22 protein-coding genes are annotated in these 25,470 nt (G+C 65.8%); 13 read left to right on the top strand and 9 right to left on the bottom strand.

Annotation, left to right across the window (positions count from 1 at the left end; translation table 11 throughout):
• Positions 1-31 precede the first annotated feature (31 nt).
• Positions 32-619, bottom strand: a complete 588-nt coding sequence (locus tag AO057_RS00915) for a YqiA/YcfP family alpha/beta fold hydrolase (RefSeq protein WP_057673856.1) — start codon at positions 617-619, stop codon at positions 32-34.
• 181 nt (positions 620-800) lie between these two features.
• Between AO057_RS00915 and AO057_RS00910 the strand changes: the two genes are divergently transcribed.
• The 6 genes from AO057_RS00910 to AO057_RS00885 all read left to right on the top strand — a co-directional run bounded on the left by AO057_RS00910 (position 801) and on the right by AO057_RS00885 (position 8,497).
• Positions 801-1,460 carry a response regulator transcription factor gene (locus AO057_RS00910; protein WP_240480706.1) on the top strand — a complete coding sequence of 220 codons (660 nt, stop codon included), beginning with the start codon at positions 801-803 and terminating at the stop codon, positions 1,458-1,460.
• 3 nt (positions 1,461-1,463) lie between these two features.
• Positions 1,464-3,290, top strand: coding sequence for a sensor histidine kinase (locus AO057_RS00905; protein ID WP_240480705.1), 1,827 nt, complete (start codon positions 1,464-1,466; stop codon positions 3,288-3,290).
• A 37-nt stretch (positions 3,291-3,327) separates the two neighbouring features.
• Positions 3,328-4,482: a rod shape-determining protein RodA gene (gene rodA / locus AO057_RS00900; protein WP_057677121.1), complete on the top strand. Its 1,155-nt coding sequence runs from the start codon at positions 3,328-3,330 to the stop codon at positions 4,480-4,482.
• Entirely contained in the window at positions 4,479-5,369 is an 891-nt protein-coding gene (locus AO057_RS00895) for an NAD(P)-dependent oxidoreductase (RefSeq protein ID WP_057673853.1), read from the top strand. Before rodA ends, AO057_RS00895 begins: the two co-directional genes overlap by 4 nt.
• Before the next feature lie 318 nt (positions 5,370-5,687).
• Positions 5,688-7,148 carry a metalloprotease TldD gene (gene tldD, locus AO057_RS00890; RefSeq protein ID WP_057677120.1) on the top strand — a complete coding sequence of 487 codons (1,461 nt, stop codon included), beginning with the start codon at positions 5,688-5,690 and terminating at the stop codon, positions 7,146-7,148.
• A gap of 221 nt (positions 7,149-7,369) precedes the next feature.
• Positions 7,370-8,497 carry a 3-deoxy-7-phosphoheptulonate synthase gene (locus AO057_RS00885; protein ID WP_057673852.1) on the top strand — a complete coding sequence of 376 codons (1,128 nt, stop codon included), beginning with the start codon at positions 7,370-7,372 and terminating at the stop codon, positions 8,495-8,497.
• A gap of 21 nt (positions 8,498-8,518) precedes the next feature.
• On the opposite strand, the gene mpl is transcribed toward AO057_RS00885, so the two are convergent.
• Positions 8,519-9,910 carry a UDP-N-acetylmuramate:L-alanyl-gamma-D-glutamyl-meso-diaminopimelate ligase gene (gene mpl / locus AO057_RS00880; protein ID WP_057673851.1) on the bottom strand — a complete coding sequence of 464 codons (1,392 nt, stop codon included), beginning with the start codon at positions 9,908-9,910 and terminating at the stop codon, positions 8,519-8,521.
• Between the two features lie 106 nt (positions 9,911-10,016).
• Here mpl and AO057_RS00875 point away from each other — a divergent pair, with 106 nt between their 5' ends.
• The 7 genes from AO057_RS00875 to AO057_RS00845 all read left to right on the top strand — a co-directional run bounded on the left by AO057_RS00875 (position 10,017) and on the right by AO057_RS00845 (position 16,009).
• Positions 10,017-10,571, top strand: coding sequence for a hypothetical protein (locus tag AO057_RS00875; protein WP_057673850.1), 555 nt, complete (start codon positions 10,017-10,019; stop codon positions 10,569-10,571).
• Between the two features lie 8 nt (positions 10,572-10,579).
• Positions 10,580-11,125, top strand: a complete 546-nt coding sequence (locus AO057_RS00870; protein ID WP_240480704.1) for a TlpA family protein disulfide reductase — start codon at positions 10,580-10,582, stop codon at positions 11,123-11,125.
• Positions 11,126-11,251: 126 nt separating this feature from the next.
• A complete protein-coding gene (accB, locus tag AO057_RS00865) occupies positions 11,252-11,704 on the top strand; it encodes an acetyl-CoA carboxylase biotin carboxyl carrier protein (RefSeq protein WP_057673848.1) in 453 nt (150 codons plus the stop codon).
• Between the two features lie 12 nt (positions 11,705-11,716).
• On the top strand, positions 11,717-13,066 hold the full coding sequence (accC, locus tag AO057_RS00860) for an acetyl-CoA carboxylase biotin carboxylase subunit (protein WP_057673847.1): 1,350 nt from the start codon (positions 11,717-11,719) through the stop codon (positions 13,064-13,066).
• Between the two features lie 122 nt (positions 13,067-13,188).
• Positions 13,189-14,073: a 50S ribosomal protein L11 methyltransferase gene (gene prmA, locus AO057_RS00855; protein WP_057673846.1), complete on the top strand. Its 885-nt coding sequence runs from the start codon at positions 13,189-13,191 to the stop codon at positions 14,071-14,073.
• A gap of 31 nt (positions 14,074-14,104) precedes the next feature.
• Positions 14,105-15,088, top strand: a complete 984-nt coding sequence (locus AO057_RS00850) for a DUF3426 domain-containing protein (protein ID WP_082605358.1) — start codon at positions 14,105-14,107, stop codon at positions 15,086-15,088.
• A gap of 18 nt (positions 15,089-15,106) precedes the next feature.
• On the top strand, positions 15,107-16,009 hold the full coding sequence (locus AO057_RS00845; protein WP_057673844.1) for a carbohydrate kinase family protein: 903 nt from the start codon (positions 15,107-15,109) through the stop codon (positions 16,007-16,009).
• A gap of 4 nt (positions 16,010-16,013) precedes the next feature.
• Here the strand turns inward: AO057_RS00845 and AO057_RS00840 are convergent, their stop codons facing one another.
• The 7 genes from AO057_RS00840 to AO057_RS00810 form a co-directional block, all read right to left on the bottom strand.
• The gene (locus tag AO057_RS00840) at positions 16,014-16,343 is read right to left on the bottom strand and encodes a DUF167 domain-containing protein (protein WP_057673843.1); all 330 of its coding nucleotides are present in this window, start codon (positions 16,341-16,343) and stop codon (positions 16,014-16,016) included.
• A gap of 62 nt (positions 16,344-16,405) precedes the next feature.
• The gene (locus AO057_RS17330) at positions 16,406-16,870 is read right to left on the bottom strand and encodes a histone H1-like DNA-binding protein (protein ID WP_082605357.1); all 465 of its coding nucleotides are present in this window, start codon (positions 16,868-16,870) and stop codon (positions 16,406-16,408) included.
• 174 nt (positions 16,871-17,044) lie between these two features.
• Positions 17,045-18,235 carry a ribonucleotide-diphosphate reductase subunit beta gene (locus AO057_RS00830; RefSeq protein WP_057673841.1) on the bottom strand — a complete coding sequence of 397 codons (1,191 nt, stop codon included), beginning with the start codon at positions 18,233-18,235 and terminating at the stop codon, positions 17,045-17,047.
• Between the two features lie 127 nt (positions 18,236-18,362).
• On the bottom strand, positions 18,363-21,263 hold the full coding sequence (locus tag AO057_RS00825; RefSeq protein ID WP_057673840.1) for a ribonucleoside-diphosphate reductase subunit alpha: 2,901 nt from the start codon (positions 21,261-21,263) through the stop codon (positions 18,363-18,365).
• A 388-nt stretch (positions 21,264-21,651) separates the two neighbouring features.
• Complete coding sequence (gene ampD, locus AO057_RS00820; RefSeq protein ID WP_057673839.1) at positions 21,652-22,248, bottom strand: 1,6-anhydro-N-acetylmuramyl-L-alanine amidase AmpD; 597 nt, start codon at positions 22,246-22,248, stop codon at positions 21,652-21,654.
• Positions 22,245-23,747, bottom strand: coding sequence for a sigma-54-dependent transcriptional regulator (locus tag AO057_RS00815; protein ID WP_057673838.1), 1,503 nt, complete (start codon positions 23,745-23,747; stop codon positions 22,245-22,247). The genes ampD and AO057_RS00815 overlap by 4 nt, the downstream gene beginning before the upstream one ends.
• Positions 23,744-25,456: a sensor histidine kinase gene (locus AO057_RS00810; protein WP_057677119.1), complete on the bottom strand. Its 1,713-nt coding sequence runs from the start codon at positions 25,454-25,456 to the stop codon at positions 23,744-23,746. Before AO057_RS00810 ends, AO057_RS00815 begins: the two co-directional genes overlap by 4 nt.
• Positions 25,457-25,470: the final 14 nt, after the last annotated feature.

Genomic DNA, 25,470 nt, shown 5'->3' with positions numbered 1-25,470 from the left:
AGCCCGATTGTCCCAGCAAATGCTGGCAGCCTCAGCTGGCCAGATCGAGAAAGGCCAGCACCTCATCGAGGTGGTCGGCAAATTCAGTGATGGCGTGGTTGCTGCCTTCCAGCAGTCGCATGTGCGCGCCCCGGTAGTGGGCGCTCATTTCCCGCCAGTCCAGCACCTCGTCGCCCTTGGCGATCAGGGCGTAATAACGGTCGGGGTTCGTGATGGCGGGCACGGCCAGGGCGCGCAGTTCGTCCACATAGGCGGCCTTGAACTCGAAGCTCTCCTGCGGCTCGTGCCAGCTCGGGTGCACGCCCACCTGGGTCGCCAGGTCGCGGGCCGCAAACACGGCCGGGTTGAGCACGGCGGCACGGCAGCCGGTCTGTTCGGCCACCCAGCTGGCATAAAAACCGCCCAGGGAAGAACCGATGACCGCCATGCGCCTGCGCGGCCAGTTGGCGATGCCCTGCATGACCCTGTCCATGGCCTCGCGCGGCGAGGGCGGCAGCTGCGGACACCAGAGCGTCACGCCCGGGTGCCGCTGCGCGATGCGCTCTTGCACCAGCTGAGCCTTGGTCGAGCGCGGCGAGGAGCGGAATCCGTGCAGGTAGAGCAGATGGGTGGCAGGCATGGGGTCGGGGGTGAATAAGTCACGACGGATCGTAAAGGATGGCGCCGCATCCCATGAACATGGGAGGGGCCGGCGTGGGCAGGGCCGACAGCAGCGGCTATGCTCTGCCTGAACCGTGAGTGGAGAGGTCGACAGGTCTATGCAAGTGTGGCGTGTACTGGTGGTTGAAGACGATACGCAGATGCGGGAATTTTTCACCGCCAGCGTCTCACGCTGCGCGGGCCTGCAACTGGTGGGGGCGGTGGGCTCGGTGGCCGAGGCCCGGGCCTGGCTGGACAACGATGCCAACATGGTCGACGTGCTGTTGACCGATCTGGGCCTGCCTGACGGCAGCGGGCTGGAGGTGATACGCCACGCCACGCGCCTGCATCCGCGCTGCGAGCCGCTGGTGATCTCCCTGTTCGGCGACGAGGACAACGTGCTGGCCAGCATCGAAGCTGGCGCCCTGGGCTACATCCACAAGGACTCGGCGCCGGACGATATCGCCCAGACCATCCTGGAGATGAAGGACGGGGCCTCGCCGATCTCGCCCATGATTGCCCGCAAAGTGCTGGCCAAGTACGCCAGCCGCGTGCGCCCGGGCGAGGCCATGGCCGTGCCGGAGCCGGTCGTTCCCGCCAGGTCGGCGGTCGAGGGGCCGCTGCTGTCGCCGCGCGAGCACGAGGTGCTGATGCTGATCGCGCGCGGCTTCTCCTATGCCGAGATCGCGCGCCTGCAGTCGGTCAGCGTGCACACGGTGCAGACCCACATCAAGAACCTGTACTCCAAGCTCTCGGTGCATTCCAAGAACGAGGCGGTTTTCGAGGCCTCGCGCCTGGGCCTGTTGCCACCGCGGGGCTGAGGCATGGAGATGCTGCGCAGGCTGGGAGGGTTCTTGCTGCTGTGGGGCCTGCTGCTGCCGGCGCAGGCGGAACTGCTGGAGCTGCGCCGGGCATACGTGAGCACGGTGGTCGCCGGCGATCTGGTGGAGCGTGAAACCAGCCTGCCCTACAACTGGGATCGCCAGCACGGTGGCCAAGCTGGGGTGGCCGTGTTTGAAATTCCCCTCCAGATGCAGCAGCCGCCGGCCGAGCCCTATGCGGTGTATTTCTCCAGGGTGGGCAACCGCGCCGAGATATGGCTCAACGGCATTCTGTTGTCGCGTTTCGGTGATCTGGACCGGCCCAATCGGGAGGATTACGCCAAGGCGCCGCAGTACGTGCTGATCCCGGCCCAGCTGCTGCAACGCGACAACCTGTTCCGCATCATCGTGCATGGCGATGGCGGGCGCCGCGGCGGACTCTCCAGCATGTTGGTCGGCCCGGAGGTCGAGGTGCGCGAGCATTACCACTCGGTCTATCGCTGGCTGGTCAACGGCTCCATCGCCGTGTCGGTCTTCAGTCTGGTGGTGGGCGTGATCGCCCTGCTGCTGTGGGTGACCCAGGTCGAGTCCGTGCCGGGCACCCAGCCGCGTCGTGTCGGCCTGTACCTGAGCGCCGGCATCGCCGAGATGTGCTGGATGCTGCGCCTGTCCGACACGGCCCTGACCGACCCGCCGCTGGCCTGGCCCTGGTGGGGCGTGCTGCAGACCCTGGCCTATGCGGGCTGGTTCTGCGGCTCCGCCCTGTTCTGCCACTACGTCGCGGGTTGGCATCGGCATGCCTCCATGCGCTGGGTGCGGGCCATGGTGTGGGCCTTGATGCTCACGTCGGCGCCGGCCGCCTGGCTGGCGTACACCCGGAACAACGACGTCTACCTGACCGGCTGGTATGGCTTTGCCACTTTTCTCTTTATCGCCTATGCCGCGGTCTATTTCTGGGGCTCCGTGCGCAAGCCGACCACCGAGCACGTGCTGGTGGCCGCCGCCGGCGTGTTCAATGTGCTGGTGGGTTTCCGCGACTGGCTCGTGATACGCGCCAGCAACAACTTCAGCGAAATCTCCTGGATGCGTTACTCCTCGGTGTTGTTCGGGCTGGCGCTGGGTTACATCGTGATCACGCGCTTTCGCGAAGCCAGTGCCCAGGCGCGTGACCTGATGGACAACATGGCGGCCAAGGTGCATGAGAAGGAACGGGCACTGGCGGCCAGCTACCAGCAGCTCGAGCAGCTGGCGCGCGAACAGGAGCGTGCGGCTGAGCGCACCCGCATCCTGCGTGACATGCATGACGGCGTGGGCTCGCACATCAGTGCAGCCATCCGCCAGCTGCAGTCGGGCAAGGCCAGTGACGAGGACCTGCTGCAGACCCTGCGCGATTCGCTGGACCAGCTCAAGCTCTCCATCGACGCCATGAACCTGACGCCGGGCGACCTCACCACCCTGCTGGCCAACCTGCGCTATCGCCTGGAGCCGCGTTTCAAGGCCTCCGACATTGCCCTGGCCTGGGACGTGGACCTGCTGCCGCCGCTGGCGCGCCTGGATGGCAAGGCCATGCGCCAGCTGCAGTTCATGGTTTTCGAGGCCCTCTCCAATGTCTTGCAACACGCACAGGCCAGCGAGTTGCGCATCGAGTTGCGCGCCTGCCCTGGGGGCGGGGCCCGGCTGCGCGTGATCGACAACGGCCGTGGCTTCGATCCCGAGCGGGTGCTGCGCAAGGGCTTGGCCTCATTGCGTGAGCGCGCCGCCGCCATCGGGGTGGTGCTGGAGGTCAGCAGCGAGCCCGGCCGCACGGTGGTGGAAATCCTGATCGTCTAGCCGGCGACTGTGGCGCATTGGCGGGATAATGCGCACCATGCCGGTCATCTTTGAACGCCCCACCTTGATGCAGCGCGCCATGCCCTGGTTCCAGGGTTTTGACGGGCCCCTGGCCTTTGTCGTGTTCATGCTGGCGGGTATCGGCCTGCTGACCATGTACTCCTCGGGCTACGACCACGGCACGCGCTTCATGGACCACGGCCGCAACATGCTGATTGCCGGTTTCATCATGTTCGTGGTGGCCCAGGTGCCGCCGCAGCGGCTGATGAGTTTTGCCGTGCCCCTGTATGTGCTGGGCGTGACGCTGCTGATCGCGGTCGCCATCTTCGGCATCACCAAGAAGGGCGCCCGGCGCTGGATCAACGTGGGGGTGGTGATCCAGCCCAGCGAGATTCTCAAGATTGCCGTGCCGCTGATGCTGGCCTGGTGGTTCCAGAAGCGTGAAGGCCAGTTGCGGCCCCTGGATTTCCTGGTGGCAGGCGCCCTGCTGCTCTTGCCCGTGGGCCTGATCATCAAGCAGCCGGACCTGGGCACCGCCCTGCTGGTGCTGGCGGCGGGCGTTTCGGTGATCTTCTTTGCCGGCCTGAGCTGGCGGCTGATCGTGCCCCCGGTGTTGCTGGGGCTGATCGCTGTGCTGCTGCTGATCATCTTCGAGTCCGACCTGTGCGCGTCCGGCGTGCGCTGGCCGCTGCTGCACGACTACCAGCAGCAACGCATCTGCACCCTGCTCGACCCCTGGCGCGACCCTCTGGGCAAGGGCTTCCACATCATCCAGGGCATGATCGCCATCGGCTCGGGCGGCGTGCTGGGCAAGGGGTATATGCAGGGCACGCAGACGCACCTGGAATTCATTCCCGAGCGCACCACCGACTTCATCTTCGCGGCCTACTCCGAGGAGTTCGGCCTGCTGGGCAACCTGATCCTGCTGGGGGCCTTTCTCTTCCTGGTGCTGCGTTGCCTGGCCATCGCCATGGAGGCGCCTACGCTGTTCGCGCGCCTGCTGGCCGGTGCCATCACCATGATCTTCTTCACCTACGCCTTCGTGAACATGGGCATGGTCAGCGGCATCCTGCCGGTGGTGGGCGTGCCGCTGCCCTTCATCAGCTACGGCGGCACCGCCATGGTCACCCTGGGCCTGGGCCTGGGCATGCTGATGTCCATCGCCAAGTCCAAGCGCCTGATCCAGTCATGACGTCGCTGCCGGTGCCCTACCCCGTGGCCGTGGTGGGTGTCGGCAATATGGGCGGCGCCATGGCGGCGCGCCTGCTCGCCCAGGGCTGGCCGGTCCAGGTGCACGACATCGATCCCCAGAGGCACGCCGCGTTGATCGCCGTGGGCGCCACGGCCCATGCCAGCCCGGCGCAGGCGGCTTCGGGCTGCACGGCGGTGATCGTCTGCGTGGTCGACGCCACGCAGTGCGAGCAGGTGCTGTTCGGCCCCCTGGGCCTGGCCGGGGTGATGCGACCCGGCAGCATGGTGATGCTGTGCCCGACCATTGCCCCGCAGGACACCGAATCCCTGGCCGGGCGCCTGGCCCGGCATGGCATCGAGGTGCTGGACGCGCCCATGTCCGGTGGCCCGGCCCGGGCGCGTGAAGGCAGCATGAGCCTGATGCTGGCGGGTCCCGACCAACTGGTTGCCCGGCACGACGCCCTGCTGAACGCGCTGTCTTCGCGCATCTTCCGCATCAGCGAGCGGGTGGGCGACGGTGCCCGCACCAAGCTGGTCAACAACCTGGCCGCCGGCATCAACCTGGTGGCCGCCGCCGAGGTGCTGGCGATGGCGCGCGCCATGGGCCTGGAGCTGGGGCGCACGCTGGACGTGATCGAGCAGTCCAGCGGCCAGAGCTGGATCGGCTCGGACCGCATGCGCCGGGCCATCGCCGGGGACTATGCGCCGCGTGCCCACATGACCTTGCTGGAGAAGGACACCCACCTGGCCCTGCAGGCCGCGCAGGCGGCCGGCTACAGCGGGCCGCTGGGCGCCGCGGCAGCCCAGGTGTTTGCCCGCGCCAGTGCAGCCGGCCTGGCCGACCTGGATGATGCGGCCCTGCTGCGCTGGCTGGAAGGGCCGTCCTAGGGAAGGTCTGAACAAGTTCCGCCATGCGCGTTCGAGTCAAAAACGGGATGATTTGACCGCCAACACCACGCAGCGTGTGCTGCAGCACACGCAAGAGGTTTGGTGGGCAAAGGGCCCGTTTTTGGCCGAACCCCTTCGGGGGCGCGGTTTTGCGGGCGATCCGCTTCGTTGCAAAACCAGGCAATCCGTCCAGGATTGCCTTGGGTTTTGCGCCTTGCGGCTCATCCCGCAAAATCACGCCGCGCGCGGCGCGACTTGTTCAGACCTTCCCTAGCCCCTACACCCCTGTTGGGGATGGGCCCGTCCTACAATGACCTCATGATTTCACGCGAACCCACCCTGGAGCGCCTGGCTGTTGCCCGCGAACTCCTGCTCACGCCCTTCGGCCTGGACGAGTCGCACCTGCTGCGCGCCCTGTCCGAGATCCGCGCGCACAAGGTGGACGACGCCGACCTCTACTTCCAGTACACCCGCAGCGAAGGCTGGAGCCTGGAAGAGGGCATCGTCAAGACCGGTTCCTTCTCCATCGACCAGGGCGTGGGCGTGCGCGCCGTCAGCGGCGAGAAGACCGCTTTCGCTTACTCCGATGACATTTCCGAGGCCTCCCTGCTCGACGCCGCGCGTACCGTGCGCACCATCGCCAGTGCCGGCCAGTCGGCCCGCGTGAAGGCCGCGACGCAGAAAATCGCCGGTTCGCGCTCGCTCTATCCGGGTACGGACCCCATCGCCACGCTGGACAGCACGGCCAAGGTGGCGCTGCTGGAGAAGGTGGAGAAGCTGGCCCGCGCCAAGGACCCGCGCGTGGCGCAGGTCATGGCCGGCCTGGCGGGCGAGTACGACGTGGTGCTGGTGGCCCGTGCCGACGGCACGCTGGCGGCCGACGTGCGTCCCCTGGTGCGCCTGAGCGTGACGGTGATCGCCGAACAGGCGGGCCGGCGTGAGATGGGTTCTTCGGGCGGTGGCGGCCGTTTCGGCCTGGCCTATTTCGATGAGGCCATGATTCACCAGTACGTGAACGAGGCCGTCAACGCGGCCCTGACCAACCTCGAGTCGCGTCCGGCCCCGGCCGGCGACATGACCGTGGTGCTCGGCCCGGGCTGGCCCGGCGTGCTGCTGCACGAGGCCATCGGCCACGGACTGGAGGGCGACTTCAACCGCAAGGGCTCCAGCGCGTTTGCCGGCCGCATCGGCCAGCGCGTGGCCGCCAAGGGTGTGACCGTGCTGGACGACGGCACCATTGCCGACCGCCGTGGCTCGCTCAACGTCGATGACGAGGGCAACCCGACCCAGCGCAACGTGCTGATCGAGGACGGCATCCTCAAGGGTTACATCCAGGACTCCCTGAACGCCCGCCTGATGAAAACCGGCCCCACCGGCAACGGCCGGCGCGAGAGTTACGCTCACATCCCGATGCCTCGCATGACCAACACCTACATGCTGGGCGGCGACAAGGCGCCCGAGGAAATCGTGGCCAGCATCGAGCGCGGCCTGTACGCCCCCAACTTCGGTGGCGGCCAGGTCGACATCACTTCGGGCAAGTTCGTGTTCTCGGCCAGCGAGGCCTACTGGGTCGAGAAGGGCAAGATCCAGTACCCGGTCAAGGGTGCCACCCTGGTGGGCAACGGCCCCGATGCGCTGACCCGTGTGACCATGATCGGCAACGACATGCGCCTGGACAGCGGCGTGGGCACCTGCGGCAAGGAAGGCCAGAGCGTGCCGGTGGGTGTGGGCCAGCCCACGCTGCGTATCGAGGGCTTGACGGTCGGCGGCACGGCCTGAGCCCGGCTGCCGCAGGCCCCGCCATTTCCTGTGCTATATTGAACGCCATGGTTTCGACCCGTTCCTACTTTTTTGGCTACTTTTGGTTCTCAAGCGCCGCTGGCGGAAGAGAGTTCTGAACGTACCCTGAAGAAACGTACCGAATTCCAAAACCCGCCGGCCCCGCCGGCGGTTTTTTTTTGCCCGTCCACAGATTTCAAACCAGTTCAAGGAGAGACACGATGACGACCCAAGCCCCCGCGACCAGCACCGACGCCTGGTATGCGCATCCCGGTGACAAGACCAGCCGCACCGACGATCAACGCATCAAGGACATCACCGTGTTGCCCCCGCCCGAACATCTCATCCGTTTTTTCCCCATCAGCGGCACGCCCGTGGAGAGCCTGATCTCCCACACGCGCCACGCCATCCACAACATCATGGCCGGCAAGGACGACCGCCTGCTGGTCATCATCGGTCCCTGCTCCATCCACGACCCGGCCGCCGCGGTGGAGTACGCGCGTCGTCTGAAGGAGCAGCGCGAGAAGTACAAGGACACGCTGGAGATCGTGATGCGCGTCTACTTCGAGAAGCCGCGCACCACCGTGGGCTGGAAGGGCCTGATTAACGACCCCTACCTGGATGAGAGCTACCGCATCGACGAGGGCCTGCGCATCGCGCGCCAGCTGCTGATCGAGATCAATCGCCTGGGCCTGCCGGCCGGCAGCGAGTTCCTGGACGTGATCTCGCCGCAGTACATCGGCGACCTGATCGCCTGGGGCGCCATCGGTGCCCGCACCACGGAAAGCCAGGTGCACCGCGAGCTGGCCTCGGGTCTGAGCGCGCCGATCGGTTTCAAGAACGGTACCGACGGCAACATCCGCATCGCCACCGACGCCATCCAGGCGGCAGCACGCGGCCACCACTTCCTGTCAGTGCACAAGAACGGCAAGGTCGCCATCGTGCAGACCAATGGCAACAAGGATTGCCACGTCATCCTGCGCGGCGGGAAGGCCCCGAACTATGACGCGGCCAGCGTGGCCGCGTCCTGCAAGGAGCTGGAGGCCGCCAAGCTGCCCGCCACGCTGATGGTGGACTGCAGCCACGCCAACAGCAGCAAGCAGCACGAAAAGCAGCTGGAGGTGGCGCGCGACATCGGCCAGCAGATCGCTGGCGGTTCACGCAGCATCTTCGGCGTGATGGTCGAGAGCCACCTCAACGCCGGCGCGCAGAAGTTCACGCCGGGCAAGGACGATGCAGGCAAGCTGGAGTACGGCAAGAGCATCACCGACGCCTGCCTGGGCTGGGACGATTCCATCCAGGCCCTGCAGGTCTTGTCCGACGCAGTGAAGGCACGGCGCTCGCGCTGAATGCCGCGCTGGCTTGAGGTGCTACGTTTTTTGTAGCGATTCAAGCAGCTTCTGGTGCACGCCACCGAAGCCGCCATTGCTCATGCACAGGATGTGGTCGCCCGGGCGGGCCGCGGCGACCACCTGCTGCACCAGTTCATCGATGCTGTCGGCCACCTGGGCGCGTGCGCCCATGGGGGCCAGCGCCTCGCGCGCGTCCCAGCCCAGCCCGCCGCCGTGGCAGAAGGCCAGGTCGGTGTCTTCCAGGCTCCAGGGCAGCTGGGCCTTCATGGTGCCGAGCTTCATGGTGTTGCTGCGCGGCTCGAAGACGGCCAGGATGCGCGCTTGCGGCCCGACCTTGCGACGCAGGCCGTCCACGGTGGTGCGGATGGCCGTGGGGTGGTGGGCGAAGTCGTCGTAGACGGTGATGCCCTTGACCGTGCCGCGCACTTCCATGCGGCGTTTGACGTTCTGGAAGTCCGCCAGGGCGCGCGCTGCCACCTCCGGCGCCACACCCACGTGTTCGGCCGCGGCGATGGCGGCCAGCGCGTTGAGCTGGTTGTGCACGCCGGTCAGCGCCCACTGCACGCGGGCCACCGGCCGACCCTGCTGCTGCACCTCGAAGTCATGGGGTTCGCCGCGCGCGCTGAAGTCGCTGACCGCTGCGCCGAAGCTGCGTTGCTCGCTCCAGCAGCCGGCGTTCAGCACGCGCGTCAGGCTTTCTTCCAGCCCGTTGACCACGACCCGGCCCGAGCCCGGCACCGTGCGCACCAGGTGATGGAACTGGCGCTCGATGGCGGCCAGGTCATCGAAGATGTCGGCGTGGTCGAACTCCAGGTTGTTCAGGATGGCGGTGCGCGGGCGGTAGTGCACGAACTTGCTGCGCTTGTCGAAGAAGGCAGTGTCGTATTCGTCAGCTTCGATCACGAACAGCGGCCGCTGGCCAGCTGCAACTGGGCCACCCAGCCGGGCCGAGATGCCGAAATTCATGGGCACACCGCCAACCAGAAAACCGGGCTGGCGACCCGCCACTTCCAGGATCCAGGCCAGCATGGAGGTGGTGGTGGTCTTGCCGTGGGTACCGGCCACGGCCAGCACATGGCGGCCCTGCAGCACGTGCTCCGCCAGCCATTGCGGGCCGCTGGTGTAGGGCACGCCGGCTTCCAGGATGGCTTCCATCAGCGGAAACTTCGGGCTGCCGTCGGCCGTGCGGGCGCGGCTGACGACGTTGCCGATCACGTACATGTCGGGCTGCAGGCTCATCTGCTCGGCACCGAAGCCTTCGATCAGGTCGATGCCCAGCGCCCGCAGCTGGTCGCTCATGGGCGGGTAGACGCCGGCATCGCAGCCGGTGACCTTGTGGCCCGCCTCGCGGGCGAGGGCGGCCAGTCCCCCCATGAAGGTGCCGCAGATGCCGAGGATATGAATATGCATCGGGCGATTCTAGGGTCTGGTCCTGCGGCCACTGTGGGGATTGGGCTCGAGGAGCACAATCCGGCCTGTGAATGTTCAGGAAGAAATTGCCGCGGTTGCGGCCCAGATGGTGGTGGACGAGGGCCTGGAGTACGGCCCGGCCAAGCGCCGTGCCGTGAAGCAGTTGGGCCTGCCGCAGCGCGCGCCCTTGCCCGACAACGATGCAGTCGAGGATGCGGTGCGCGAATACATTGCGCTGTTCTGTGCCGACACCCAGCCGGCCGAGCTGCAGGCCCTGCGCCGACTGGCCCTGCTCTGGATGGAGCGGCTGGAGCGCTTCCGGCCGCATCTGAGCGGGGCGGTCTGGCATGGCACGGCGACGCGCCTGTCCGATATCTATCTCCAGCTGTTCTGTGAGGACGAGAAGTCGGCCGAGATCGAACTGATCGACCAGGGCGTGGCCTACCAGCCGCGCACCGTGACCGGCCTGCACCGGGAGCCCGTCGAAGCCCTGAGCTTCCATGCCCCTTGCCGCGAACTGGGTGAGACGATCGGGGTACATTTGATGGTCCATGACCTGGACGATCTGCGCGGCGCCCTGCTGCGTGACAGCAAGAACCGTACGCCACGTGGGGATTTGTCGGCGGTACGGCGACTTTTGAGTGAAGTAGAAAACCGTTGAGGAATTTTGTGGAGCAGAAAAGCAGCAACTCCCCGAAGCGCCGACGCGCCCTCTATGCCATGGCGGCAGCCGTGGCCGGGCTGGCTGGCGCGGGGCTGGCTTGGTGGCGCTATGCGCCGGCACCGCTGGATCAGGCGACCGCCCTGCAACTCTGGGATCTGGAATTTGACACACCGGCCGGCTCCCGCCTTGCGCTCAGCAGCCTGCGTGGGCGCCCCCTGCTGATCAATTTCTGGGCCACCTGGTGCCCGCCCTGTGTTGAGGAATTGCCTTTATTGAACGCTTTCTTTGAAGAAAACAAGGCCAAAGGCTGGCAAGTTGTTGGAATTGCCGTCGACAAGCTTGAGCCGGTGAAGGCCTTCCTGCAACGTCAGCCCCTGGCTTTCCCGGTGGCCCTGGCGGGAATGGAGGGCCTGACGCTCAGCAAAACACTGGGCAATCAGGTGGGTGGATTGCCTTTTACGGTGCTGGTCGGTGCCGATGGGGGCATCCTGAACCGTAAAATCGGCAAGCTTTCCGCCCGCGATCTGACGCTCTGGCGCGAACTGAAATAGTGGTCGCCAGATCGCTTATGATGGCGCCCGGCCATGCCCGGGCAATCGAATTCGCCGTAGATGGCTGGAAATTGCTACCAATTGTTCTAAATTGGAGCAACATTGAATAACGATGTTGGAGATCCCATGGATTTGCGAAAACTCAAGACCCTGATCGATCTGGTGTCTGACTCGAACGTGTCGGAACTTGAAATCACCGAAGCCGAAGGCAAGGTGCGTATTGTCAAGGGTGGCGGTGCCATGGTTCAGAGCTATCAGATGCCGATGGCACAGGCCATGCCTGCACCCCTGGCGGCTGCTCCGGCCGTCGCACCGGCTCCGGCAGCTGCTGCGCCGGCCCCCAGTGGCCATGCCGTCAAGTCGCCCATGGTCGGCACCTTCTACCGCTCGGCCTCGCCCGGCGCCAAGGCCTTCGTGGAAGTGGGCCAGGCCGTCAAGCAGGGCGAGACGATCTGCATCATCGAGGCCATGAAGATCCTCAACGAGATCGAAGCCGACAAGGCCGGCACCATCACGCAGATCCTGTGCGAGAACGGCCAGGCCGTGGAGTACGGACAGCCCCTGTTCATCGTCGAATAAGGCTGTCACCCCATGTTCAAGAAGATCCTGGTGGCCAACCGGGGAGAGATCGCTCTCCGGATCCAGCGCGCCTGCCGCGAGCTGGGTATCAAGGCGGTGATGGTCTATTCCGAGGCCGACCGCGAAGCCAAGTACGTCAAGCTGGCCGAAGAGGCTGTCTGCATCGGCCCGGCGCCTTCGGCCCAGAGCTACCTCAGCATGCCAGCCATCATCTCGGCCGCCGAGGTGACGGATGCCGAGGCCATCCACCCCGGCTATGGCTTCCTCAGCGAGAACGCCAACTTTGCCGAACGTGTGGAGCAAAGCGGCTTCCAGTTCATCGGCCCGACCCCCGAGTCCATCCGCATCATGGGCGACAAGGTCTCGGCCAAGCAGGCCATGATCAAGGCCGGCGTGCCCTGCGTGCCGGGTTCCGAGGGCGAACTGCCCGACGATCCGACCCAGATCAAGCGCATCGCCAAGAGCGTGGGCTACCCGGTCATCATCAAGGCTGCCGGTGGCGGCGGTGGGCGCGGCATGCGCGTGGTGCATACCGAGGCGGCGCTGGTCAATGCCGTGCAGATGACCAAGGCTGAGGCCGGTGCGGCCTTCAACAACCCGGCCGTCTATATGGAGAAGTTCCTGGAGAACCCGCGCCATGTGGAGATCCAGATCCTGGCCGACAAGCACAAGAACGCCGTCTACCTGGGTGAGCGCGACTGCTCCATGCAGCGGCGTCACCAGAAGATCATCGAGGAAGCGCCGGCGCCCGGCATTCCGCGCAAGCTGATCGAGAAGGTGGGCGAGCGCTGCGTCGCCGCCTGCAAGAAGATCGGCTACCGTGGTGCGGGCACCTTCGAGTTCCTTTACGAGAACGGCGAGTTCTACTTCATCGAGATGAACACGCGCGTGCAGGTGGAACACCCGGTGACCGAGATGATCACGGGTGTGGACATCGTCAAGACCCAGATCATGGTGGCGGCTGGCGAGAGGCTGCCCTTCACCCAGAAGGACATCGTGATCCGCGGCCACGCGATCGAGTGCCGCATCAACGCCGAAGATCCCTACAAGTTCACGCCCTCGCCGGGCCGCATCACCATGTGGCACGCGCCGGGCGGCCCGGGTGTGCGTGTCGATTCGCACGTCTATACCAACTACTTCGTGCCGCCGAACTACGACTCCATGGTCGGCAAGATCATCACGCACGGTGACACGCGCGAGCAGGCCATGGCCCGCATGAGCACGGCCCTGGCCGAGACCCTGGTCGAGGGCATCAGCACCAACATCCCGCTGCACCGCGAGCTGATGGCCGATGCCAAGTTCATGACGGGCGGCACCAACATCCACTACCTCGAAGAGTGGATGCGGCACCATAAGAGATGACCCCCTGAGGCGCTGACGCGCCTTCCCCCTGCTCAACCTGCGGTGGCAGGGGGACGCTCCCAGTGGCCCGGCGAAGCCGGTTCCACGGGAGCCTGCGAATTTTCAACCTGCGCCGCCACTTTATGTACGAACTTCGTTTGCTGTGTCCCCAGGATCGGGTTGAGGTCCTGGGCGAGGCGCTGGACGCGTTGGATGCCCTGAGCGTCAGCGTCGAGGATGCGGATGCCCAGACCGACGCCGAGCAGGCCCTGTTCGGCGAGCCGGGCATGCCGCCGCCCGCCGAGGGCTGGCAGCGCTCGCGCGTGCTGGCGCTCTTTCCCACGCGCGCAGCAGCCGACGAGGCGGCGGTACTGCTGCAGGCCCAGGATTTCTTCACCGATTGCCGCCTGCTGGGCGTGGCCGAGGTGCCCGAGCAGGACTGGGTGCGCCTGACGCAGTCGCAGTTCGCGCCGGTGGACATCACCCCCGATTTCTGGATCGTGCCCACCTGGCACGAGCCGCCCGCGCAGGCGAAGACCATCATCCGGCTCGATCCGGGGCTGGCCTTCGGTACCGGCACCCATCCGACGACCCGCATGTGCCTGCGCTGGATTGCCCGCCATGGTGCCCAGGGCCTGGGTCGTGTGCTGGACTACGGTTGCGGCTCGGGCATCCTGGCCATCGGTGCCGCCAAGTTCGGCGCCCGCGAGATCGATGCCGTGGACATCGACGAGGCGGCCGTGGATTCGACCCGTCTGAACGCCGAGGCCAATGGCGTGACACTCCGCGCCGGCCAGTCCGAGTTGGCCCAAGGCACCTACCAGACCGTGCTGGCCAATATCCTGGCCACGCCGCTCAAGGTGCTGGCGCCCTTGCTGTGTTCGCATGTGGCGCCCGGTGGTGCGCTCGTGCTGGCGGGCATCCTGGAGCGCCAGGCCCAGGAGCTCCAGCTGGCCTACGCGCCGTACGCCGAACTCCGCGTGACCGATGCCGAAGACGGCTGGATCCTGATGACCGCCACCCTCTAGAGCCTGTTCACGGCTCTACAATCGGGCACCCATGAGCCTGATCACACGCTGCCCCGCTTGCCAGACGATGTTCAAGGTCGTGCCGGACCAGTTGCGCATTTCCGAAGGCTGGGTGCGTTGCGGCAAGTGTGAGGAAATCTTCGACGCCTCGGCGCACATGCAGGAAGCGGTGCTGCCGCAGGGCGGCGCCGCAGACGTGCCAGACCGGGAGGCCGCCCCCTTTGAAGGGACCTTGGCGGCCGCCATCGCGTCCGATGCCCGCCGGGCGGGCAGCAAGACCGGAAAGAAAACAAAAGCCGCGGCAGAGCCCGCCCCCCAGCCCGCAAGCCCCGACGTGGACCTGGAGTTGCACGAGCCTGCGGGTGACACGGTGCTGGAGCCGGTCTCCGGCCCCGGGCCACTGCTCGACGGGTCGGCCTATGGGGTGGCGGGCCGGGCCGAGCCCGTGTTCGAGGTCGAAGCGCAGTCTGTGCCGCGCGCTTCGGCCACTGCCGAACTGTCCTTCATGCGCAATGCCTCCAAGCCCTCACGCTGGCACCGTCCGCTGGTGCGCGCCACGCTGCTGGTGGCCTGCCTGCTGCTGGGGCTGGGGCTGGCGCTGCAGTTCCTGATCCACGAACGTGACCGCCTGGCCGTCGTGGAACCCGGTCTCAAGCCGTTGATCGAGGAAGCCTGTCTGCTGCTGGATTGCCAGATCGCACCGCTGCGGCAGATCGAGTCGGTGGTGATCGACAGCTCTGCTTTCAGCAAGGTCAAGGGGGATCTGTACCGCCTCAGCCTGACACTCAAGAACAATGCCCCGATCGATCTGGCCATGCCGGCGGTCGAGCTGGCGCTGACCGACACGCTGGACCACGCCTTGATGCGGCGCGTGTTCCAGCCCGAGGAACTGGGCGTGAAAACGGGAGTGATCCCGGCCGCGTCCGAGACCCAGACCACGCTGGTGCTGACCATCAAGACCAATGGCGCCGGCGAGCGCGTGGCGGGTTACCGCCTGCTGGCCTTCTATCCCTGAACCCCACGACACATTTTTATGGCAACTCTCATCTGCGGCTCCCTGGCCTTCGACACCATCATGAACTTCGAGGGCCGCTTCGCCGAGCAGATCCTGCCCGACCAGTTGCACATCCTCAATGTGTCCTTCCTGGTGCCCACCTTGCGGCGGGATTTTGGCGGTTGCGCCGGCAATATCGCCTATGCGCTCAAGGCCCTGGGGGGCACGCCGCTGCCCATGGCTACCGTCGGGAATGACGGCGCCGACTACCTGCTGCGCATGCGCGGGCTGGGCATCGACACGCGCTTCGTGCGCGAAATCACCGAGACCTACACGGCGCAGGCGCTGATCATGACGGACCGCGACAACAACCAGATCACCGCCTTCCACCCCGGCGCCATGATGCAGGCGCATGTCACGCGCATCGAGCGCCACCCCGATGTGAAGCTGGGCATCATCTCGCCCGACGGGCGAGACGCCATGCTGCAGCACGCCGAGCAGTTCAAGGCGGCTGATATCCCCTTTGTCTTCGATCCGGGCCAGGGCCTGCCCATGTTCGACGGCAAGGACCTGGCGCACTTTGTCGAACTGGCCAGCTGGGTGACGGTGAACGATTACGAGGGCAAGATGCTGTGCGAGCGCACGGGCTGGAGCCCGGCCGACATTTCACGCAAGGTGCGCGGCCTGGTCATCACGCTGGGGCATGAAGGCAGCGAGGTCTGGGTCGACGGCCACAAGACCCTGGTGCCGCCGGTGCAGGCGGCGGCCGTGGTGGACCCGACCGGTTGTGGCGACGCCTACCGCGGCGGCCTGCTCTACGGCCTGGAGCGCGGCTGGACGCTGGCCAAGGCGGCCGAACTCGGCAACCGCATGGGTTCGCACAAGATCGCCCATCGCGGCCCGCAGAACTACAAGGTGACGCAGCAGGTCATCGGCGCTTGAGGGCTCAGCCCTCCGGGGCGGCGAGTATCAGCCCTTGCCAGCGGGCCTGTCCGGCATAAGCGGCGGCCACGCGCAGCTGCTTGCGCCGCGCCGTGGTTCCGCGCACCAACCCCACCGCTGATTTCGGGACACCCAGCACCTCGGCCAGCCAGGCCTGCAGTGCCAGATTGGCCTTGCCGTCCACCGGCGGGGCGTGCAGGCGCACACGCAATGCGCCGTCGTGCAGGCCCTGGATCTGCGTGCGGGCCGCATTGGGCATGACGTGCACATCCACGTGGACGGAGCCGTCCTTCTGCAGGTGGAGGAAAGACTGCGGGGGCAGGTTGGGCTTCATTCAGCTTGCCAAAGAAAAAGCCCGTTGCCTTTGCAGGCAACGGGCTTGAGGCCTAGGCTGTCTTAGGGACGGCTGGCCGTGGGGAAGGGCCATGCGGCCTGCGGGTTCAGAGTCGTCTGAGCCGCAGGAGCCGCGGGGGCCGGTGCTGCCGCAGGTTTGGCAGCAGGCTTTTTCGCAGCTTTCTTCGCCGGCTTTTTGGCGGCCTTTTTCGCAGCGGGCTTTTTGGCAGCCGGTTTCTTGGCAGCCTTTTTCGCTACTTTCTTGGCGGCCTTCTTGGCGGCGGGCTTCTTGGCAGCAGCCTTTTTCGCAGCCGGCTTCTTAGCCGCGGCCTTCTTGGCGGCGGGCTTCTTAGCTGCGGATTTCTTCGCAGCCGGCTTCTTAGCCGCGGCCTTCTTGGCCGGAGCCTTCTTGGCAGCGGCCTTCTTTGCCGGAGCCTTCTTCGCTGCAGCTTTACGGGCCGGGGCCTTCTTTGCTGCTACCTTCTTCTTCGCGGGGGCTTTTTTAGCCGCTTTCTTTGCAGTTGCCATTACTAATTCTCCTTGATCAAGTTACAAAGAGCACTTCATGCGTGTTGGATGCATGGAGCGATTCATGAGGCTGGGGTTGACCCCAACGCCATGAACGGGGTGACACAGGCTGGCGCCGCTCTCTGAGGAGCGATCAACAGCCGGTGTGATTCTGGAAGCCATAGATTGATTTTTTCAGTCCCAGGAGAGCGCGCCGCCGGACTGGTACTCGATGACACGGGTCTCGAAGAAGTTGCGTTCCTTCTTCAGGTCGATCATCTCGCTCATCCAGGGGAAGGGATTTTCTTCGTTGGGGAACAGCTGCTCCAGGCCGATCTGCGTGGCGCGCCGGTTGGCGATGTAGCGCAGGTAGCCCTTGAACATGGAGGCGTTCATGCCCAGCACGCCGCGCGGCATGGTGTCCTCGGCGTAGCGGTATTCAAGCTCGACGGCCTTCTCGAACAGGGCCTTGATCTCGGCCTTGAACTCGGGCGTCCACAGTTGCGGGTTCTCCAGCTTGATCGTGTTGATCAGGTCGATGCCGAAGTTGCAGTGCATGGACTCGTCGCGCAGGATGTACTGGTACTGCTCGGCCGCGCCCGTCATCTTGTTCTGCCGGCCCAGGGCCAGGATCTGCGTGAAGCCGACGTAGAAGAACAGGCCTTCCATCAGGCAGGCGAAGACGATCAGGCTCTTGAGCAGGGTCTGGTCGGTTTCCAGGGTGCCGGTGTGGAAGTTGGGGTCCATGATCGCGTTGATGAACGGGAGCAGGAACTCGTCCTTGTCGCGGATGGACTGGACTTCCAGGTAGGCGCTGAAGATCTCGGATTCGTCCAGGCCCAGCGATTCCACGATGTACTGGTAGGCGTGGGTGTGGATGGCTTCTTCAAAAGCCTGGCGCAGCAGGAACTGGCGGCACTCGGGCGCCGTGATGTGGCGGTAGGTGCCCAGCACGATGTTGTTGGCGGCCAGCGAGTCGGCGGTGGTGAAGAAGCCGAGGTTGCGCTTGACGATGCGGCGCTCGTCCTCGGTCAGACCATTGGGGTCCTTCCACAGGGCGATGTCGCGGTTCATGTTCACTTCCTGCGGCATCCAGTGGTTGGCGCAGGTGGCCAGGTATTTTTCCCAGGCCCACTTGTACTTGAAGGGCACCAGCTGGTTGACGTCGGTCTGGCCGTTGATGATGCGTTTGTCGGCGGCCTTGATGCGGTGTGCCGCGGCGGGGGGCACGCTGGCGGCAGGAGCGGCGGCGACAGGTGTCGCATGGTGCTGCGCCATGCGCAGCTGGGGAGTTTGCAAGGGAAGCTCAGTCGGGCGGCTGCTCGCAGCAGCGCCGGCATAAGACATTGACGATGTGGGCTTGACTTCTTCGTCCCAGGACAACATAGGAGGTTCCAATCAGCGAATTATGGGAGCGACGACGTGAAATGGAAAGTATTCATTCACATCGCCGCCCGATTCTGTTGCTCAATAACATCGCATGCATGAAGGCTCTGCGACATGTCAGCTGCGATCACTGGCAGGCTTCGCAACCCGGATCATCGATCGCGCAGAACTTGATGTCGGTGGCGGCCGTGGCCATCTGTGCCTGCGCTGCAGCTGCTGCTGCGTCGAGGGCGCTCATGCCACCGCTCGCTGTGCCGCCAGAGGAGACCGCGTTGAGACGACCGGCCGTGACGGTGGACTTCTCGGCGTGCGTGGCCGACATCGTGCGCAGGTAGTAGGTGGTCTTGAGACCGCGCAGCCAGGCCAGCTTGTAGGTGTCGTCCAGCTTCTTGCCCGAGGCGCCGGCCATGTAGATGTTGAGCGACTGGGCCTGGTCGATCCACTTCTGGCGGCGTGCCGCGGCTTCCACCAGCCAGAGCGTCTCGACTTCGAAGGCCGTGGCATACAGGGACTTGATCTCCTGCGGCACGCGGTCGATGGGGGCCAGCGAGCCGTCGAAATGCTTGAGGTCCATGACCATCACGTCGTCCCACAGGCCCAGGCGCTTGAGGTCACGCACCAGGTAGCTGTTGATCACGGTGAACTCGCCGGACAGGTTGGACTTGACCGACAGGTTGCCGAAGCAGGGTTCGATCGAGGCATCCACGCCGATGATGTTGGAGATGGTCGCGGTCGGGGCGATGGCCACGCAATTGGAGTTGCGCATGCCGTCGGCCGCGATCTTGCGGCGCAGCGCATCCCAGTCCAGGGTGGCGGAGCGGTCCACTTCCACGTAGCCGCCGCGGGCCTTGGCCAGCAGGTCCAGCGTGTCCAGCGGCAGGATGCCCTGGTCCCACAGCGAGCCCTTGTAGCTGGAGTACTGGCCGCGCTCGCGCGCCAGTTCAGTCGAGGCCCAGTAGGCGTGGTAGCAGACGGCTTCCATGGACTGGTCGGCGAATTCCACGGCAGCCTGGCTGGCGTAGGGGATGCGCAGTTCGTAGAGCGCGTCCTGGAAGCCCATGATGCCCAGTCCCACCGGGCGATGCCGCAGGTTGGAGTCGCGTGCCTTCTTGACGGCGTAGTAGTTGATGTCGATCACGTTGTCCAGCATGCGCATGGCCGTGGAGATGGTCTTCTTCAGCTTGTCCTGGTCGATGGCACCGTTTTTCAGGTGCTGGCGCAGATTGACGGAGCCCAGGTTGCAGACCGCGGTTTCGGTGTCGCTGGTGTTGAGCGTGATCTCGGTGCACAGGTTGGAGGAGTGCACCACGCCGGCGTGCTGCTGCGGCGAGCGCACATTGCAGGCATCCTTGAAGGTGATCCAGGGATGGCCGGTCTCGAACAGCATGGAGAGCATCTTGCGCCACATGTCGGTGGCCGGCACGGTCTTGCTGGGCTTGATCTCGCCGCGCTTGGCCTTGGCTTCATAGGCCACATAGGCCTTCTCGAAGTCGGCGCCGAACAGGTCGTGCAGGTCCGGCACGTTGGACGGCGAGAACAGGGTCCATTCGCCCTTTTCCATCACACGGCGCATGAAGAGGTCGGGGATCCAGTTGGCCGTGTTCATGTCGTGCGTGCGGCGGCGGTCGTCGCCGGTGTTCTTGCGCAGTTCCAGGAACTCCTCGATGTCCAGGTGCCAGGTCTCCAGGTAGGTGCAGACCGCGCCCTTGCGCTTGCCGCCCTGGTTCACCGCCACGGCGGTGTCGTTGACCACCTTGAGGAAGGGTACGACACCCTGCGATTCGCCGTTGGTGCCCTTGATGTGGGAGCCCAGGGCGCGCACGCGGGTCCAGTCGTTGCCCAGGCCGCCGGCAAACTTGGACAGCAGGGCGTTTTCCTTGATGGACTCGTAGATGCCGTCCAGATCGTCCGGCACGGTGGTCAGGTAGCAGCTGGAGAGCTGCGAACGCAGGGTGCCGGCGTTGAACAGGGTGGGCGTGGACGACATGAAGTCGAAGGAGGACAGCACCTCGTAGAACTCGATGGCGCGCGCCTCGCGGTCGATCTCGCCCAGCGACAGGCCCATGGCCACGCGCATGAAAAAGGCCTGCGGCAGTTCGATGCGGCTCTTGCGCACGTGCAGGAAATAACGGTCGTACAGGGTCTGCAGGCCCAGGTAGTCGAACTGCAGGTCGCGATCGGCCTTGAGCGCAGCGCCCAGGCGCTTGAGGTCGAACTGCAACATGTCCGGATTGAGCAGCTCGTTGTCCACGCCCTTCCTGATGAAGTCAGGGAAGTAGTCGGCATAGGCCTGGCCCATTTCGGCTTGCGGCACATCGCGGCCCAGCACCTCGCGGGCGATGGTGTGGAACAGCAGGCGCGCAGTGGCGTAGGTGTAGTCGGGGTCTTTCTCGATCAGGGTACGGGCGGCCAGGATGGCGGCCTTGAAGACCTCGTCGATCGGCACACCGTCGTACAGATTGCGCATGGTCTCGGCCACGATGGGGTCGGGCTTGACGTCGGAACCCAGGCCGGCGCAGGCGTTCTCGATCAATTGCTGCAGGTTGCCCAGATCCAGCGTGACGCGCTGGCCGCCATCGATCACATGCAGCTGGGGGGCTTTCGGCGCGACCTGGGCGGATTGCTGGGCGCGCTCCTGGGTGCGACGCTCGCGGTAGAGCACGTAGGCGCGGGCAATCTCGTGGTGGCCGCCGCGCATCAGGCCCAGTTCGACCTGGTCCTGCACGTCTTCGATATGGAAGGTGCCGCCGCCCGGGCGCGAGCGCATCAGCGCGCGCACGACGTTTTGCGTCAGGGCGTCCACCACCTCGCGCACGCTGGCCGAAGCGGCACCCTGGGTACCGTGCACGGCCAGGAAGGCCTTCATCATGGCCACAGCGATCTTGCTCGGCTCGAAGGGCACCACGGCGCCGTTGCGGCGGATGATCTGGTAGTTGTTCAGGGGGGTGGCGGCCGTGTTTTCCTGGGTTTGCATGGTCAGGACACCGGTGTGAAGAGGGGGGGTGGCGGGGTTCAGAGCGGTTTGCATTATTTCCTCGTCGTCAGCAAATCTGTTGTTGGTTCTTGGGTCCGTATTCTGGCTCGCGATGCGATCTGTCGGAGAAAAGCACTGCCAGCGGAAAGCACTATATATGGTGTGTCTGGTGAATACAAGCCACTACAGGTAGTGTAGCGTTGGGCATACAGCACACGGCGTATCCGGCCTAAAAAAAGTACCGCATCTGGTTGCGGAAACAGTGAGCGGGAGGTCCAGCGCTGGCGCGGCGCGGCGCTTGAAGTCACGTTATCTTCTGGCCGAAGGCCAGCAAGCATGCGGCACGGCAGCGTATTTTCCGTGCCAGACCGCATGCAGTCTGCGCGGCGGCTTTTCCGGGGGATGTGCACGCGGTCGGCGCGCCGCCGCCGCTTGGTCCGGCTCAGGCGGGCTCTTCGGGAAAATACCGAGACGGCCAGCCCAGGGACTGTTGCAACACGGCCCACTGGAACCCGGGGCCGGGGTCGGCCTTGCGCCCGGGGGCCACGTGTTCGTGCCCGGCGATGTGCTGCACCGGGTAGCGCTGGCCCAGGGCGGCACACAGGCTGCCCAGGGTTTCGTATTGCCCGGCCTCGAAAGACTCGCCTTCCAGGCCTTCGAGCTCGATGCCGACCGAGTCGTCGTTGCAGTTGTCGCGCCCGCGGTAGCAGGACACGCCGGCATGCCAGGCGCGCTCGTTGCAGCTGACGAACTGCCAGAGTTCGCCGTTGCGGCGGATGTAGAAGTGCGAAGACACCTGCATGCCCTCGATGCTCTTGAAATAGGGGTGGGCGTTCCAGTCCAGCGTGTTGGTGAACAGGCGTTGCACCTCGTCGCCGCCGTACTGGCCCGGTGGCAGACTGATGGAGTGGATGAGCAGCAGGTCCACAACGGCATCTGCCGGACGTGGTCCGAAGTTGGGTGATTCCAGCCGGCGCGCAAAGCGGTACCAGCCGCCGTCCCACAGGCGGTTGCGTTCTGGGGTGGGATGTTTGCTCATGCGCCGGGGTCGTTGCCCTGCGGCGTGTCGATGTTCAGACGCGCGATCCGGTAGCGGATCTGGCGCAGGCTCAGGCCCAGCTTGGCCGCCGCCGCCGTGCGGTTGAACCCGGTTTCCTGCAGCGCCTTGATCAGGATCTCGCGCTCCTGGCGGTCCAGGTGGCCTTGCAGGTCGGCGGGCAGCTCCGGGTGCTCCAGCGGGGCCGGGGCCAGGCTGGGCGGCAGCACCCCGGGAATGGTGGGCGCCAGGTCCCACGCCGTCGGATCCAGGATGGCCGGTGTCGTGTCGATGCTGTCGAAACTCAATTCACTACCGTCGCTCAGTGCCACGGCGCGGTGCAGCAGGTTTTCCAGCTCGCGCACATTCCCGGTCAGCGGGTGCTTGGCCAGCTGGGCCAGCGTCTCGGGCGGCAGGCGGGGCAGGGGCAGGCCGGACTCCTGGCTGATGCGCTTGAGCAGTGCGTCGCACAGGACGGGCAGGTCCTCGCGGCGCTCACGCAGCGGGGGGATGTCGATCTCGATCACATTGAGCCGGTAGTACAGGTCCTGGCGGAAGCGCCCTTCCTGCACCTCGCGCGCCAGATGCTTGTGCGTGGCACTGACGACGCGCACGTCCACGGTCTCTTCCTGCGTGCCGCCGACCGGGCGCACGCAGCGCTCCTGGATGGCGCGCAGCAGCTTGGATTGCATGGACAGCGGCAGGTCGCCGATTTCATCCAGGAACAGGGTGCCGCCGCGTGCAGCCTGGAAATAGCCGTCGCGGTCCTGGTTGGCGCCGGTGTAGGCGCCTTTGCGCACACCGAAGAACTCGGTTTCGAGCAGGTTTTCCGGGATGGCGCTGCAGTTCACCGCCACGATCGGGCCGCCGGCCCGGTGGCTGTTCGCGTGCAGGGCCAGTGCCGTCAGCTCCTTGCCGGTGCCGGACTCGCCGCAGATCAGCACGGGCGCCATGCTGCGGGCCACCTTGACGATGCGTTCGCGTACCTGGCGTATGGCGGGCGAACTGCCGACCAGACGCTGCAGCGCAGCGTCACCTGCGAGGGTCGGTGCTGCCGTGCGTGGTGCGGCTGCCGCAGCGGGAGGGGGCAGGGGCAGGGGCGTGGCCCGGGGGATGAGGGCGTCCTGAACGGCCGAAGCGATGACGGTACGAAACTGTTTCAGGTCGACCGGCTTGGTCAGGTAGTCGAAGGCGCCAGCCTTGAGCGATTCCACGGCGTTTTCTGCCGAGCCATAGGCCGTGATGACCACGCAGCGCTCGCCGCGCTGCTGGGCGCGCAGGCGCTGGATCAGCTCGATGCCCAGGCCGTCGGGCAGGCGCATGTCGGTGATCAGGACCTCGTAGCGGCGCTCCTGCAGGTGTTTCCAGGCATCGGCCACGGTTTCCGCCACGTCGACGTGGTAACCCTCGCGCAGCAGGGTCAGTTCGTAGAGCGTGCGCAGGTCGGGTTCGTCATCCACGACCAGGATATGCGCTGGAGAAGCGGGGGCGTGGTTGTTCATGGGGTGGCAGGCGATCTGGAGGCCGGCGACGGGACGGCCGCCTGACGCAGGGTGATGAAGAATTCGTTGCCGTCCATCAGGGTGTCGCGGGCGATGCGGCGGGCGCGGTGGTAGCCGATGGCGGCGCCATGCCCTTCGCACAATTCACGGCAAATATACAGGCCCAGACCGCTGGAGCGGCTTTCCGACGAGAAGAAGGGTTCGAACAGATGCTGTTCCACCGAAGGTTCCATGGGCGGGCCATCGCTCCAGACGGCCAGCAGGGCCTGCCCGCTGGCATCGGCGCGGGCATGCACCTGGATCGCATCAGGCAACTGGCGGGCATAACGGCGCGCATTGTCCAGCAGGTTGACCAGCACACGACGCAGGTGCTCGGGGTCGAAGTGCACCGGCAACGGTTGCGGCGCCAGGTGCAGGGCGAGCATGGCGCTGTTGCCGGTCTGCTGGGCCCAGTCCTGGCCGATGCGCTGCACGGAGGGGGTCAGCTCCAGGACGCGCGACGCGAAGGCGGTGGCCTGCTTGCCGGCACGCGAGATGTTGAGCACGTCGTCGACGATGCGATCCAGGCGCTTGGCGTTCTGGCGAATCATCTGGGTCAGACGGATGTGGCGCGGCTCCTGGATGTCCTCTTCCAGCAGGGCATTGGCCTGGGCGATGGCCGCCAGTGGGTTGCGGATCTCGTGCGCCACGGCGGCCGACATGCGGCCCATGCTGGCCAGCTTCTCGGTGCGCATGCGCGCTTCCATCTCGCGCAGGTCCTGCAGGAACATGACACACAGGATCTCGGACTCGCCCCAGTGGGCCGTGGTCATGCGCGTGCGCACGCGCATGCGCCGGTTGCCCTGCCCGAGATGCTCGATGCCGATGTCGGCGTGGTGGAAGTCGCCCCGGCCGGTGAAGACCTGGAAGGCCAGCTCGGCCAGCGCCTGCCAGCCGGGTTCGTCGGCCAGGCTGAAGGGCGTATGCCTGATCGGTCGGTCGTCGGCCTGCAGCATCTGGCGTGCCGCCGGATTGGCCGCATGCACGGTACCGCGCACGTCCACCACCAGGATGCCGTCGGTCAGGGCTTCGATCACCAGGTCGTTGACCTGCTGCTGGATGCGCATGGCGTGCTGGCTGCGTCGGGCGCGCTGCTGTTCGCTGGCCAGTCGTGCCGACAGCTGGTGGGCCAGGAAGGCGATGACGAAGCTGCCCGCGCCGGTGAGCGCCGCCTGGATGAAAAAAGGCGTGGCATCACCCGGGCCGCGCAGCGCCTGCCAGGTGCTGTGCAGCAGCAGCAGCAGGGTGACGCCGGCGGCCGTGCCCATGGCCAGGGTCAAGGAGCCCAGCACGGCGGCCTGCAGCACCGGCAGGGCGTACAGGGGGGTGTAGTTGATGCTGCTGCCGTGCAGCAGATGCAGGGCCGTGAAGACCAGCACGTCTACGCCGATGCTGGACAGCCAGGACTGGTCGAAGGTATGGCCCATGCGGCGCGGGCGCGGTGCCACACGCACCATGAGTGTGGCGGCGAAATAAGCGCCGCAGAGCAGTGCAAGCCAGACATTGGGCGCCTGACCCAGGACGTACAGGGTCACCTGCAGCAGCAGAAGCACCAGGCCCAGCATGACGCGGGCCGTCATGAAGCCCAGCCACAGCCGTTTGAATTCCTGCTGTTCCTCGGGCGCCTCCAGCCGCTCGTCCAGCAGCGAAGGGCCGAACCAGGAATGCATGCTGTCGTGCTCGG

The organism is Curvibacter sp. PAE-UM (assembly GCF_001432305.1).
GTDB lineage: Bacteria > Pseudomonadota > Gammaproteobacteria > Burkholderiales > Burkholderiaceae_C > Hylemonella.
The sequence above is the reverse complement of the archived record's forward strand: the minus strand, read 5'-3'. Positions and strand labels throughout refer to the sequence as shown.

What these genes read in the sequence shown, in the direction of transcription:
- AO057_RS00915 (WP_057673856.1), bottom strand. Translation starts at nt 619, where the DNA reads ATGCCTGCCACCCATCTGCTCTACCTGCACGGATTCCGCTCCTCGCCG.
- AO057_RS00910 (WP_240480706.1), top strand. Translation starts at nt 801, where the DNA reads ATGCGGGAATTTTTCACCGCCAGCGTCTCACGCTGCGCGGGCCTGCAA.
- AO057_RS00905 (WP_240480705.1), top strand. Translation starts at nt 1,464, where the DNA reads ATGGAGATGCTGCGCAGGCTGGGAGGGTTCTTGCTGCTGTGGGGCCTG.
- rodA (WP_057677121.1), top strand. Translation starts at nt 3,328, where the DNA reads ATGCCGGTCATCTTTGAACGCCCCACCTTGATGCAGCGCGCCATGCCC.
- AO057_RS00895 (WP_057673853.1), top strand. Translation starts at nt 4,479, where the DNA reads ATGACGTCGCTGCCGGTGCCCTACCCCGTGGCCGTGGTGGGTGTCGGC.
- tldD (WP_057677120.1), top strand. Translation starts at nt 5,688, where the DNA reads ATGATTTCACGCGAACCCACCCTGGAGCGCCTGGCTGTTGCCCGCGAA.
- AO057_RS00885 (WP_057673852.1), top strand. Translation starts at nt 7,370, where the DNA reads ATGACGACCCAAGCCCCCGCGACCAGCACCGACGCCTGGTATGCGCAT.
- mpl (WP_057673851.1), bottom strand. Translation starts at nt 9,910, where the DNA reads ATGCATATTCATATCCTCGGCATCTGCGGCACCTTCATGGGGGGACTG.
- AO057_RS00875 (WP_057673850.1), top strand. Translation starts at nt 10,017, where the DNA reads ATGGTGGTGGACGAGGGCCTGGAGTACGGCCCGGCCAAGCGCCGTGCC.
- accB (WP_057673848.1), top strand. Translation starts at nt 11,252, where the DNA reads ATGGATTTGCGAAAACTCAAGACCCTGATCGATCTGGTGTCTGACTCG.
- accC (WP_057673847.1), top strand. Translation starts at nt 11,717, where the DNA reads ATGTTCAAGAAGATCCTGGTGGCCAACCGGGGAGAGATCGCTCTCCGG.
- prmA (WP_057673846.1), top strand. Translation starts at nt 13,189, where the DNA reads ATGTACGAACTTCGTTTGCTGTGTCCCCAGGATCGGGTTGAGGTCCTG.
- AO057_RS00850 (WP_082605358.1), top strand. Translation starts at nt 14,105, where the DNA reads ATGAGCCTGATCACACGCTGCCCCGCTTGCCAGACGATGTTCAAGGTC.
- AO057_RS00845 (WP_057673844.1), top strand. Translation starts at nt 15,107, where the DNA reads ATGGCAACTCTCATCTGCGGCTCCCTGGCCTTCGACACCATCATGAAC.
- AO057_RS00840 (WP_057673843.1), bottom strand. Translation starts at nt 16,343, where the DNA reads ATGAAGCCCAACCTGCCCCCGCAGTCTTTCCTCCACCTGCAGAAGGAC.
- AO057_RS17330 (WP_082605357.1), bottom strand. Translation starts at nt 16,870, where the DNA reads ATGGCAACTGCAAAGAAAGCGGCTAAAAAAGCCCCCGCGAAGAAGAAG.
- AO057_RS00830 (WP_057673841.1), bottom strand. Translation starts at nt 18,235, where the DNA reads ATGTTGTCCTGGGACGAAGAAGTCAAGCCCACATCGTCAATGTCTTAT.
- AO057_RS00825 (WP_057673840.1), bottom strand. Translation starts at nt 21,263, where the DNA reads ATGCAAACCGCTCTGAACCCCGCCACCCCCCCTCTTCACACCGGTGTC.
- ampD (WP_057673839.1), bottom strand. Translation starts at nt 22,248, where the DNA reads ATGAGCAAACATCCCACCCCAGAACGCAACCGCCTGTGGGACGGCGGC.
- AO057_RS00815 (WP_057673838.1), bottom strand. Translation starts at nt 23,747, where the DNA reads ATGAACAACCACGCCCCCGCTTCTCCAGCGCATATCCTGGTCGTGGAT.
- AO057_RS00810 (WP_057677119.1), bottom strand. Translation starts at nt 25,456, where the DNA reads ATGCATTCCTGGTTCGGCCCTTCGCTGCTGGACGAGCGGCTGGAGGCG.